Annotated in this window: 12 protein-coding genes and 1 tRNA gene; 8 read left to right on the plus strand and 5 right to left on the minus strand. The window is 45.7% G+C overall.

Annotated elements, in window-relative coordinates:
• Positions 1 to 115 precede the first annotated feature (115 nt).
• From AC0L6V_RS12835 to modC, 4 genes are all read left to right on the plus strand, one after another.
• The gene (locus AC0L6V_RS12835; protein WP_418138333.1) at positions 116 to 430 is read left to right on the plus strand and encodes an HD-GYP domain-containing protein; all 315 of its coding nucleotides are present in this window, start codon (positions 116 to 118) and stop codon (positions 428 to 430) included.
• A 94-nt stretch (positions 431 to 524) separates the two neighbouring features.
• Positions 525 to 1,283, plus strand: coding sequence for a molybdate ABC transporter substrate-binding protein (gene modA, locus AC0L6V_RS12840; protein WP_265218339.1), 759 nt, complete (start codon positions 525 to 527; stop codon positions 1,281 to 1,283).
• A gap of 9 nt (positions 1,284 to 1,292) precedes the next feature.
• On the plus strand, positions 1,293 to 1,976 hold the full coding sequence (gene modB, locus AC0L6V_RS12845; protein WP_265218338.1) for a molybdate ABC transporter permease subunit: 684 nt from the start codon (positions 1,293 to 1,295) through the stop codon (positions 1,974 to 1,976).
• A 2-nt stretch (positions 1,977 to 1,978) separates the two neighbouring features.
• Positions 1,979 to 3,118: a molybdenum ABC transporter ATP-binding protein gene (gene modC, locus AC0L6V_RS12850; protein WP_265218337.1), complete on the plus strand. Its 1,140-nt coding sequence runs from the start codon at positions 1,979 to 1,981 to the stop codon at positions 3,116 to 3,118.
• 259 nt (positions 3,119 to 3,377) lie between these two features.
• Here modC and AC0L6V_RS12855 read toward each other — a convergent pair.
• Positions 3,378 to 3,454 (minus strand) — tRNA-Ile (locus tag AC0L6V_RS12855).
• A gap of 174 nt (positions 3,455 to 3,628) precedes the next feature.
• Positions 3,629 to 4,147, minus strand: coding sequence for a cysteine hydrolase family protein (locus AC0L6V_RS12860; RefSeq protein ID WP_265218336.1), 519 nt, complete (start codon positions 4,145 to 4,147; stop codon positions 3,629 to 3,631).
• A 127-nt stretch (positions 4,148 to 4,274) separates the two neighbouring features.
• Here AC0L6V_RS12860 and AC0L6V_RS12865 point away from each other — a divergent pair, with 127 nt between their 5' ends.
• Entirely contained in the window at positions 4,275 to 5,222 is a 948-nt protein-coding gene (locus AC0L6V_RS12865; protein ID WP_265218335.1) for a GlxA family transcriptional regulator, read from the plus strand.
• 87 nt (positions 5,223 to 5,309) lie between these two features.
• On the opposite strand, the gene AC0L6V_RS12870 is transcribed toward AC0L6V_RS12865, so the two are convergent.
• Positions 5,310 to 5,639 (minus strand): DHCW motif cupin fold protein, encoded by a 330-nt coding sequence (locus AC0L6V_RS12870; protein ID WP_111608850.1) that lies wholly within the window; start codon positions 5,637 to 5,639, stop codon positions 5,310 to 5,312.
• Positions 5,640 to 5,752: 113 nt separating this feature from the next.
• Positions 5,753 to 6,490: a GntR family transcriptional regulator gene (locus AC0L6V_RS12875; protein ID WP_265218334.1), complete on the minus strand. Its 738-nt coding sequence runs from the start codon at positions 6,488 to 6,490 to the stop codon at positions 5,753 to 5,755.
• A gap of 186 nt (positions 6,491 to 6,676) precedes the next feature.
• Here AC0L6V_RS12875 and AC0L6V_RS12880 point away from each other — a divergent pair, with 186 nt between their 5' ends.
• From AC0L6V_RS12880 to AC0L6V_RS12890, 3 genes are all read left to right on the plus strand, one after another.
• Positions 6,677 to 7,519: an amidohydrolase family protein gene (locus tag AC0L6V_RS12880; RefSeq protein WP_265218333.1), complete on the plus strand. Its 843-nt coding sequence runs from the start codon at positions 6,677 to 6,679 to the stop codon at positions 7,517 to 7,519.
• Positions 7,520 to 7,554: 35 nt separating this feature from the next.
• Complete coding sequence (locus tag AC0L6V_RS12885) at positions 7,555 to 8,853, plus strand: SLC13 family permease (protein WP_265218332.1); 1,299 nt, start codon at positions 7,555 to 7,557, stop codon at positions 8,851 to 8,853.
• Positions 8,854 to 8,923: 70 nt separating this feature from the next.
• Entirely contained in the window at positions 8,924 to 10,819 is a 1,896-nt protein-coding gene (locus tag AC0L6V_RS12890; RefSeq protein WP_409418619.1) for a methyl-accepting chemotaxis protein, read from the plus strand.
• Between the two features lie 149 nt (positions 10,820 to 10,968).
• On the opposite strand, the gene AC0L6V_RS12895 is transcribed toward AC0L6V_RS12890, so the two are convergent.
• Positions 10,969 to 11,325 (minus strand): GNAT family N-acetyltransferase, encoded by a 357-nt coding sequence (locus AC0L6V_RS12895; RefSeq protein WP_265218329.1) that lies wholly within the window; start codon positions 11,323 to 11,325, stop codon positions 10,969 to 10,971.
• Positions 11,326 to 11,499 lie beyond the last annotated feature (174 nt).

Genomic DNA, 11,499 nt, shown 5'->3' on the forward strand with positions numbered 1-11,499 from the left:
GATCGATTTAAAATCAATGAACACATCATCAGCACCATCACCATGCTTGAAAGTCTGCCCTTTCCACCCGAGCCTCAGTCGAGTCCCTCATTACGCTTCCACTCACCACGAAAGAATGGACGGCCAAGGCTACCCACGCAAACTCAGCGCAGAACAACTGAGTATTCCAGACAGAGTACTGATGATCGCCGATGTATTCGAAGCACTCACAGCGTCAGATCGCCCCTACAAAACAGGCAACCCCATCAGTGTTACCATCGATATCATGTACAAAATGTGCCAAGAAGGTCACCTTGACCTACAGATGTTCCGTTTCTTTTTAACCAGTAAAACCTATTTAAAATACGCACAGAAATTTTTACCAGACAGCCAAATAGACGACATCGATATCGAGGCCTATTTAGAAAATAAACAGAGAGAAGATAAATAGAAAATACCGCAGACTTGCGCCACCTGACTGTATAACGCAATATACAACGCATCAATATCAGCCCTATCCACGACAATTCGATAAGGATGCCTTCATGCGCTTCTTGCGTCTATTCAGCGCTCTACTGTTTGGCGGCTTACTGGTCAGCCCTTCCCTCTACGCGGAAATAGTGTATGTTGCTGTCGCTTCCAATTTCACAGACGCCATGAAAGACATTGCCAAACAATACGAGGCAGAGTCAGGCAACAAAGTGGCACTCACCTTTGGCTCCTCAGGTAAATTCGTCGCTCAAATTCAACACGGCGCGCCTTTTCAGGTGTTTTTATCCGCCGACCAAAACAAACCGGATGCTTTAGAGAAAGCCGGACTGGTCGTTCCAAACAGTCGTTTTACTTACGCCATTGGTGCGCTGGCCTTGTGGTCAGCCAAAGCGGATTTCATTCATAATAATGAGGACCGTTTAAAAAACGGTGACTTTAATAAAGTCGCATTAGCCAACCCAAAACTGGCGCCTTATGGCGTGGCCGCCATGGAAGTGCTGGAAGGTCTTGGTCTAACCACGGCCACCCAACCAAAATGGGTCATGGGCGAAAACATTTCGCAAACCTATCAATTTGTTAGCACAGGGAATACAGACCTAGGATTCGTGGCATTGTCACAAATTATGAGCCAAGGGCATATTAAATCAGGCTCAAGCTGGATCATCCCCGCGAATCAATACAGTCCAATACGCCAAGATGCCGTCTTATTAAAAAGCGCCGCAAGCAGCGCTGCTGCACAAGATTTACTTGACTATTTACGCAGTGACAAAGCCCGTCGCATCATTCACTCCTACGGCTATAAAACGGAATAACATCACAACATGCTTTCTGCGTCAGACTTAGAAGCCATTTGGCTCACTATTAGAGTGGCGACCACGGTCACGATTATTCTATTACTAATTGGCACGCCAATCGCTTGGTGGCTGGCACGTACCCACTCACGTTTGAAAGGGCCAATCAGTGCCATTGTTGCCTTACCTCTGGTATTACCTCCCACCGTATTAGGCTTTTATCTACTGATCGCTATGGGCCCAAACGGTTTCATTGGTCAATTAACTCAAGAACTCGGCATCGGCACCCTGCCTTTTACCTTCTGGGGACTGATCGTAGCCTCGGTATTTTATTCCCTGCCCTTTGTCGTACAGCCCATACAAAACGCCATTGAAGCCATTGGAGAGCGTCCACTAGAAGTCGCCGCTACCTTACGCGCCAACAGTTGGGATCGATTTTTTACCATTGTTTTACCACTCGCCAAACCGGGTTTTATTACCGCAGCCATCTTAGGTTTTACCCATACGGTCGGCGAATTTGGCGTTGTCTTAATGATAGGTGGCAATATCCCTGGTCAAACTCGCGTTGTGTCTGTGCAAATCTACGACCACGTTGAGGCCTTGGAATATGATCAAGCTCATAAACTCGCCGCCATCATGATCATTTTTTCTTTTCTGGTGTTGCTCAGCCTGTATAGCTTCCAACGGAAAAACACTCTATGGGGAGCGAAATAACAATGCTGAAACAAAGTACGACTACACAAAACACCAACAGCCTAGAAAAAACAAACAAGACAGAACAAGGGCTGTACGCCAAATTTCACTTACAACACCCACACTCTCGCTTTGCCTTAAATGTCGACCTCATCCTTCCAGACAGTGGCGTAACGGCGATTTTTGGCGAGTCAGGCTCAGGCAAAACCACCCTGCTACGCTGTATTGCAGGGCTAGAACGAGCACAGCAAGGGCATTTTGTGATGAAGGGCGAAACATGGCAAAGCGACACTGTTTTCTTGCCGACTCATAAACGACCATTAGGTTATGTGTTTCAAGAACCGAGCCTCTTTCCTCACCTAACCGCGAAGGGCAATTTAGAGTACGCCATTAAACGCAGCGGCATTCCCTTACCAGCGGGTTTATATGACCAAATCATCGACTTAATGGGCATCGAATCCGTACTGGCGAATAATTCACAACAGCTGTCTGGCGGAGAAAAACAACGGGTTGCCATTGCGCGCGCATTATTGATTCAACCGACATTGTTACTCATGGATGAACCGTTGGCTTCGTTAGATAACGCCAGAAAACAAGAGATTTTGCCTTACCTCGAAAAGCTTAAATCCACCCTTAAAACACCGATTTTATACGTCAGCCATTCGGTCGAAGAAGTCATGCGTCTGGCGGATCACGTGGTGCTAATGCAGGATGGAAAGGTCGCAACACAAGGCGCGATCGAGGAGGTGTTTGCACAGCTTAAATCGCCACTGCTAATGAATAATGACACCAGCGTCCTCTGGCAAGGCCAGATTATTGAACAAGACAATCGCTGGCACTTATCAAAGGTCAATTGCGCTGGAAGCGAATTATGGATTCGCAACAATGGCGACGACATAGGAAAAACCATTCGAGTACGCATACTCGCTACCGACGTCAGCCTAACGCTCTCGCCCCATGACGACTCCAGTATATTAAACAAACTGCTCGTCACCGTGCTAGATATTGTTGCCGACAAAGACCCAGCCATGGCGTTAGTCCGCTTACAGACAGAGCAAAACACGCTTATTGCAAGGCTGACCTACCGATCCGTTGATCACTTAGTCTTGGTGACAGGAAAGACACTCTGGGCGCAAATCAAGAGCGTAGCGCTGGTCAGATAAAAACACGACCACTCGGTCTAAAACTCTAACGCCAGCACTCACAGCACTAAACAAAAAACGCGAGATCTTACCAAACAGTTTATCTTGGAGGACATTTTAATACCCACAGTATTAAAAAACATCATCGGGCAAACCAACTAGAACTGAAGAAACAGACCTAACTTAGAGAGAACATCATTGGCTAAAGCCCCACAAATCGCAGGCAATAAAAAAGCCCCGATAAGTCAGTTTTCACTAACCTATCGGGGCTTATTTTATATGGTGGGCCTGCCCAGACTTGAACTGGGGACCTGCCGATTATGAGTCGGATGCTCTAACCAACTGAGCTACAGGCCCTAAAAGCGTTGCAGATTATATCGACATGATTGCCGCTTGCCAAGAAGTCGATGCCATTTATATGTAATAATTTTTCGAAAGTGGTTGATTATCTGACGTTTTTTAACCAACCAATTACTCAGCCCTCTAGTTTTATGCGTTTTACTCGTTTTTTATTTATCGTTAGCGACTGATTTAAACTCGCTCAAAAGCGTGCTGAATATCGGTATAGGTCACTTTTGCTTGAATCGCTTCTAGGGCAATAAAATGCAGCAGTTCTTCACGGGTGGTACAAGCGTCTGGCAGGATGCTGACTTGGTAAGGATCAGCAGCATCTGAAATCGCCGTGTGTGTCACGCAGTTTTGCGTCATCATGCCGCAGATAACCAAGCGGTCTACTTCCAGTTCTTCTAGCACTTGCGTCAGGTTTGTCTCTTGAAACGCATCAGCGTGTGTTTTTGTGACGATAGGCGCATCTGGTGCAGCGTCTAAAATGGCTTGATGTAATTTAACCCCTTCGCTGCCTTCAGCAAATAGTGGTGATTCACTTTCAGCCACATGTTGCACCAGGACTACAGCGGCATCTTGCTCTTTCGCGGTTTGAATGGCGTTAAGGATTTCTTTTAAAGCCTGCTTTGTGTTCCATAAAGGAAAGCTTCCATTGTCGAAATAATCGTTTTGTACATCGATGACTAATAATGCGGTGCGGCTCATGGTCGACTCCTATTCTGTTGTTTGCAAAGATCGTTATCAAGAACCCTAGCATCGCAAAACGATGGGTTCCATTACAGTGTCAAATTTGCCATATTAAAAGCCAAAATTGACAAAATGAGTATTTCCCTTGAAACATTATCAAATCGCTGTGCTTGCTTATCCTCATTGTCTCTTGTCGGCGGTTTATGGTTTTGCCGAGACGTTCGAGCTTGCCAATGAAGCCTGTGAAGAAGCAGGCTTAGAAGTTCGCATCACAACGCATATTTTGTATGAAGCCAACCTGCTCAACAAACAAGCAACCCAACAACCTTATCACGCGGTGTTATTGCCTCCCAGTTTGGAGAAAGCCAGTTACAGCGAGAAAAATGCCAGCATCAATGATTTTTTAATCGCACAACATCGACAAGGTGCCATGCTTTGCAGTGCCTGCGCTGGAGCGTTTTTCTTGGCTTACACAGGCATTACGGATAAACGACTGATGACAACACACTGGGCGCTAGAAGGTTTGTTTAAAGAACGTTTTCCTCAACAAGCAATGGACACGTCGAAGATATTGATTAACCAAGGCGATGTGATCAGCGCCGGTGGCATGATGTCTTGGGTGGATTTGGCGATGGAGCTGGTACAAGCCTTGATGAATGCCAATATTGTTCGTCAGCTAGGCAAAACGTTAGTCATTGATACCGGCAAAAGAGAACAACGCTATTATCAGCAATTCCAGCCAAATTTCGACCATGGCGATGCGGCGATTCTGGCGGTTCAACATCATTTACAAGGGCATTTTGCCGAACTGCAACGCACCGAAAGCATGGCCGCTCTCGCCAAACTCACACCGAGAACCTTTTTAAGACGTTTTGCCAAATGCACTGAATTCAACCCAAATGAATATGTGCAGCGACTTCGTATTCAAGCCGCTTGCGACAAGTTGGAGGAAACGACACTGCCGTTCGAAAGCATCGCTTTGCAAGTAGGGTATGACGATGTGGGAAGTTGCCGTAAAGCCTTTCAAAAAATTATGGGGCTAACGCCCAGCGCTTTTCGGCAACGTTTTGTGTCTTCTATAACAGCCAATTAAGCGATTGAGGAGCATAAAGTATAAAAGCAAAATCACCTACGTGGTTTTGCTTTTTTCAATCTATTAGTCGTGCTCAATCTACAACTATCAGTCAACAATAAACAGGGTTGCGCCTTCTGTTGTGGAAGAACGATGCGGTTCGGCATCGTCGGCCACTTGATAGCTCATGCCTGCAGACAGAACAAAAGTACGGCCATCTTTTAAGACTGTTTTCAGCTCGCCACTCATACAAAAAAGAATGTGACCTTTGGTACACCAATGGTCGGCTAAATAACCCGCCGAATAAGTCACGATCCGTACACGAATATCGCCAAATTGTTTGGTCTGCCAGTAGGCAAAGCCACTTTCACCTTTGTGGGTGGTTTTCTCCACGCCTTGCCAATCGGTAACACCAAAGGGTAAATCAGTAATCTTCATATTAACGCCTTAAAGTCCTTCTATTCATTACAAAATACCGCTCATTTGCACGGCATAACATAACGAGTAGTAAGCGTTAGCAAGCGGCGTTGGTCAAGCACTATCTTAACGGTTTAAGTAATCTCTATTTGATAACAAAACGTCTCTGCAGCACCATGGGAAATGCGGTACTCCAAGGGCGTTTTATCGTAACCATAAGCCACTCGTTCAATCACCGCAACGGGGCTGTTTTCAGCGATGTTTAATGCTCCTGCAATGCGGGTATTGGCCGATTGGATCGTTAAGGTTTCTTTTGCTGACGCGATAAGCTGACCGCATTCTTGCTCATAAAATGGATAAAGCAAATTACCAAACTCGGACAATTCGAGATCAATCAGACGGCTAAATAACGACGCAGGCAGCCAAATTTCTTCCGTTAGCACCACGCGATCTTCCAAAAAGCGCAGACGTTCAAGGCAAATGGCGCGATCCTTTATCTTAAGGTTTAACGCATCAGCAATGTGCTTAGACGGTTGTTTCATGGTTTTTGATAACAGCTGACTTTTCGGCATGACAAAACGTCCATCCGCAGACATCTGACGAAAAAATCGAAACAACGAAGCGTTGAAATCTGGTCGACGCACAAAAGTACCACGACCTTGGCTTCGATAAAGCAAACCATCATTCACTAGCGTATCCACGGCCTTACGGATCGTACCAATGGCTACGCCATAGCTTTTGGTTAATTCACTTTCTGTCGGGATAGGCTTCTCCGGCAACCAAATCCCCGCGCTGATGTTCTCTAGCAATTCATCACGTACCTGTTGATACAGCGGCAAACGTTTATCCCGCCCATGCTTGAAAAAAGTCATTATCATCTCTTATTTATAAGCGTTTGTTAGCGAGCCCTTAATTGGTGAGGCTCTTTTTAGTAGGGCCTATTCTAATACTCAGGTAACAGAAGATCCACGATTGTTGACTTACCAATCATATAGACATATATTCATATATATGAATTACAAAAAATTACACTAATCTTTCACATTGAATAATAAAAAATGACAAAACACGATTCTCAAATAACGCATCTATCACCATTAATAACAGGCATCGATACTCATGCGCATCTATTTCGCACTGACCTTCCTATGGCCGAACAGCGTCGATATGCACCAGAATACAATGCACTGGCCGAAGATTTTTTAGATCACTTAGCCAAACACAATGTGTCTCATGGCGTGTTGGTTCAACCAAGCTTTTTGGGCACAGACAACCACTTTATGCTGGCTGCGCTGCGCGAACACGCAACACAGTTAAAAGGCATTGCAGTTGTCGATCCTAGCATCAGTGATACAGAGCTGGACGATTTGAACGCAGCCGGCGTGGTTGGCATTCGTCTTAATCTTATTAAAAAGCCGCTGGAAGATTACACAGCACCGCTGTGGCAGAGCTTTTTCAGTAAATTGGCACAGCGCAACTGGGTGGTAGAAATTCAGCGAGAAATCGACGATTTAGCCAGTTTTCTACCGGCTATTTTAGAATCAGGCGTAGAGATTATTGTCGATCACTTTGGACGGACTTCAACGGGCATTCAAGTATCCAATCCTGCCCATCAAGACTTCTTAGATTTATTAAGCAGCGGTGCGCCTATCTGGACTAAGGTATCAGCAGCCTATCGCTGTGATGCCAACCTCGAGCAAGCACAAACCATGTTAGCCACTTTGCGCTCAGCTTATGGACACTCAGAACTTTTATTGTGGGGCAGTGACTGGCCACATACCCAGTTCGAATCACAAACCGATTACCCAGAACAATACCAGTTTATGGAAGCATTACTGCCAAACATGGATGAACGCAAGCAGATCCTGATAACGAACCCAAGCAAGCTATTTAAATTTTAATTGCCAACCAGGCAGTGTGAAAAGGAACCATCAAAATGAGTCTACTTGTTGTTGGAGCCATACTACTCTCCATCATTCTCGGCTATAAAACTCGTATTAATATCGGACTGTTTGCCATTGCCTTTGCCTACTTGATTGGCAGCTTTGCACTGGGACTAAGCCCAAACGACATCATTAAAATGTGGCCTCTGAAGATCTTCTTTATTATCTTCTCTGTGTCTTTGTTTTATAGCTTCGCCATCATCAATGGCACCTTGGAAAAGCTGGCCGAGCATCTCATGTATCGTTGCCGCCATTTCCCCCATCTGTTGCCTTACGCCATTTTCATTACCACAACGATTATTTCGGCTTTGGGCGCAGGCTACTACACGGTATTAGCCTTTATGGCGCCTATTACCCTACTGCTTTGCCAGCGTACTGGCATGAGTATGGTAATTGGCTCGATGTCGGTAGGTTATGGGGCACTAACGGGGGCGAACTTTATGTCTAGTCAGAGCGGCATTATTTTCCGCGGTATCATGACAAACGCCGGTATCACAGAAAACCAAGCCTTTATCAACTCTATTGGTATTTTTCTAAGCTCAGCTATCATACCTTTCATCGTGATTACGGCGCTGATTTTCTTCACCAAACACCGTAGCACGATCGCCAAAGGCGGCTTTCAAATAGAAGCGCCCACGGCGTTTAATAAAGAACAACGCCAAACACTCATACTAACGCTGGTTATGATGGGCTTAGTATTGCTTGCGCCAATTTCACACCTAGTATTCCCTGATAATCAGACGATTAGCTTCATCAATTCAAAAATGGACATTGGCTTAATTGCCAGTGTGTTCTCTGTCATTGCGCTGTTGTTGAAACTAGGCGATGAACGCAAAGCCATTGCTTCTGTGCCTTGGTCTACGCTTATTATGATTTGTGGTGTGGGTATGTTGATCTCGGTTGCTATCAAAGCCGGCACCATCGACGACCTTGCCTCGTGGATTGGCACCTCTATCCCTGCGGTATTTGTTCCTGTTGTATTTGGGATTGTTGCCGCATTTATGTCTCTGTTTGCCAGTACCTTAGGCGTCGTAACACCTGCGCTTTTCCCAATCGTACCGTCCATTGCACAAAGCTTGTCATTGGATCCTATGATGCTGTTCATCTGTATTGTTGTCGGTGCACAAGCCACGGCAATTTCGCCTTTCTCTTCAGGTGGTAGTTTGATGCTGGGCGCTTGCCCAACAGAGGAAAGCCGCACCAAGCTCTTTCCACAACTCCTATTCCGTGCCGCACCATTGGGATTTGCCGCCGCTTTATTATTTAACCTGCTAATCACCTTCGTGCTTTAGCGTACCTTAAACCTCTTTGGGCGTAAGCATTACTACAATGCTACGCCCTTTTTTTATTGGAGATATCTGAATGACTCTTTCTCTGCGCACTCGTTTATTGAGTGTCAGTATTTTAGCGGTCGTCATAACGACAGCTTACCTCATTACCGAAACGACCTTGTCGCTCACCCAGCAAATGCGTGACTCTTTATTGAAAGACGTGCGTCACTTTGCTGGTGCCTATGGTGACAATACCAGTGAATGGTTAAATAGCCGTAAAGTCATTGCCACCTCGCTTGCCAATACCTTAGAACGCGCACCAGAACAATCGCCCTATATCGCGATCAAACAAGCCTTCGATAGCGGCCAATTTGCGCTAACTTATTACGGCAACAACGACGGCAATATGTATCGCCAAGATCCCGCACTCGATGCCAAACGACCTGACTATGATCCCCGCGAACAACACTGGTACCGAGAGGCCATGAGCAAAGGTAAAGCCAGCATACTTGGACCAAATCTCAGCTCCACCACCAAAGATTTAGTGATAATTCTAACGAATCCTGTTAACCGAAATGGACAAACATTTGGCATGGTTGGCGCTAACCTCAGTTTGGATCAGCTGTCTAAACAAGTTGGCGAGCTTAACGTCCCAGGGTCAGGCTTTGCCATGATGGTGGCGTCGAACAACGACATTATTGCCCATCCAGACAGAGACATGGTGATGAAAAAAGCCGAGTCTATCTCTTCGATTTTTGCCCCTAAACTTCTGTCTAATTTGATCAAGGAAGACAAGTTAGCGGAAGAAACCCTAAATGGAAAAGAGGTATTTGCTTATGGACAAGCCATTCCAGGCACGGATTGGTCATTGATCTTTACTATGGACAAAAGTGAACTAATGGCACCTGTCTATAAAGTCTTGATTCGCCAAATCGTCACCGCTTTACTTCTCTTAATCGGTTTTATTTGCTTTTTATACTGGTTGTTCAAAGTCCTCTTTAGTGACCTAAATCGAGTTTCTAATGCGTTACAAGATATCTCTAAAGGTAAAGGCGATTTACGCGCTCGCATCCCAGTAAAACGCGACGATGAAATTGGTGTATTGGCACAAGGCTTTAACGATTTTGTGGGCCATATGCACGGTGTGGTTGAACGACTAAAAACGCTGTCCAAAGATGTGGCAGACGAAGCACACAAAGTATCGAATTCTTCAACACAAAGCGCCTCGCGTGTGGCGACTCAGCAACAAGAAATCGACATGGTGGCGTCTGCAGTAACTGAAATGGCAGCGGCAACCCACGAGATCGCTGGCAATGCAGAGCAAACCGCTAAAGCCGCGGGTCACTCTGTGGAACTGGGAAATAAAGGCAGTGCGCAAGTACAAAAAAGCCGTCATTCTACCTATGAACTGGCCAACGAAGTCAGCGCCGCTACACAACAGATAGCCGATCTAGATAAGCATGCCCAACAAATCAGCGGCATTCTCGCTACCATTATAGGCATTGCGGAGCAGACCAACTTATTGGCATTAAACGCCGCCATTGAAGCCGCACGTGCCGGTGAACATGGTCGTGGCTTTGCTGTGGTCGCCGACGAAGTTCGTACCTTGTCACAGCGCACCCATGCCTCGACGGAAGAAATTCAAAAAATGATCGAGTTACTGCAAGAACAAACATCGAGAGCTGTTGTGTCGATGCAAAACAGCAGTGCAAAAGCTCAAACCAGCGTAGCCGATGCCGATGCCGCCACACAAAGTCTAGAAGAAATCGCTAACGCCATTGTTAGTATTTCTGACATGGCGACACAAATCGCCACTGCCGCAGAAGAGCAAACCGCTGTCACCAATGAAATCAGCCAAAACAGCGAGATCATTCGTCAAGTCGCTGCGGACTTAGCCTCAGAAAGCCAAACCGGTGTGGAACAATCGAAACGGCTTAGCCTACTTGCACAACAAGTAGACAATGAAGTGGGTCAATTCCAGATCTAAGCAGCCTTTCTTCAAGAGGATAGCTTGCTTGTAGGTCGAGCCTTTAGGCCGACAAAAAAACTCGTGACGACAAATCACGTTTTGTCGGGCTGAAGCCACGACCTACAAAACCCTATATAATTCAGTTGGTTACTTGCCTAATAGACTCCTTATTTTAAGTCATCAATATTCGTCAGCACCCATGCACTGTTGTGTTGGGTAAAGCCAATTTTAGGGTAATACGCTACGGCTTGCGGCGCAGACAATAAAATCAAAGAGCACTTGGGCTGTAAGGCTTCCTTGGTCATTCGAATCAGGGTTTTACCGATCCCCGATGCCTGTACAGATTCATCCACCGCTAAGTCTGATAAATAGCAGCAAAAGGCAAAATCTGTCACCGAACGCGCCACACCAACAAGCGCCTCACCCTGCCATGCGGTAATCAGCAGATTAGCGTGTTTTAACATGGCTTCAATGGTCTCAGTATTATCAATGGGACGACGCGCACCAAGGGAGGTTTTAGACAAGAGGCTCAATGAATTGAGCAGAGGTAATAGACTGATTAACCTTGTACTGAATAGACATACGATAAACACCTTTTACGATGCAATAAAAAACCAGCATAGAGTAATTTTTATACGGATAAAATATGTAAATGCTTACCTTAAGTTAAGTCTGAATGACCAAGCTATTTTCAAAAG

This window comes from Marinomonas sp. G8-14 (genome assembly GCF_055808935.1).

Coding starts and splice junctions, on each gene's coding strand:
- modA (WP_265218339.1), top strand. CDS start 525: ATGCGCTTCTTGCGTCTATTCAGCGCTCTACTGTTTGGCGGCTTACTG.
- AC0L6V_RS12860 (WP_265218336.1), bottom strand. CDS start 4,147: ATGAGCCGCACCGCATTATTAGTCATCGATGTACAAAACGATTATTTC.
- AC0L6V_RS12890 (WP_409418619.1), top strand. CDS start 8,924: ATGACTCTTTCTCTGCGCACTCGTTTATTGAGTGTCAGTATTTTAGCG.
- AC0L6V_RS12885 (WP_265218332.1), top strand. CDS start 7,555: ATGAGTCTACTTGTTGTTGGAGCCATACTACTCTCCATCATTCTCGGC.
- AC0L6V_RS12835 (WP_418138333.1), top strand. CDS start 116: ATGGACGGCCAAGGCTACCCACGCAAACTCAGCGCAGAACAACTGAGT.
- AC0L6V_RS12880 (WP_265218333.1), top strand. CDS start 6,677: ATGACAAAACACGATTCTCAAATAACGCATCTATCACCATTAATAACA.
- modC (WP_265218337.1), top strand. CDS start 1,979: ATGCTGAAACAAAGTACGACTACACAAAACACCAACAGCCTAGAAAAA.
- modB (WP_265218338.1), top strand. CDS start 1,293: ATGCTTTCTGCGTCAGACTTAGAAGCCATTTGGCTCACTATTAGAGTG.
- AC0L6V_RS12875 (WP_265218334.1), bottom strand. CDS start 6,490: ATGACTTTTTTCAAGCATGGGCGGGATAAACGTTTGCCGCTGTATCAA.
- AC0L6V_RS12870 (WP_111608850.1), bottom strand. CDS start 5,639: ATGAAGATTACTGATTTACCCTTTGGTGTTACCGATTGGCAAGGCGTG.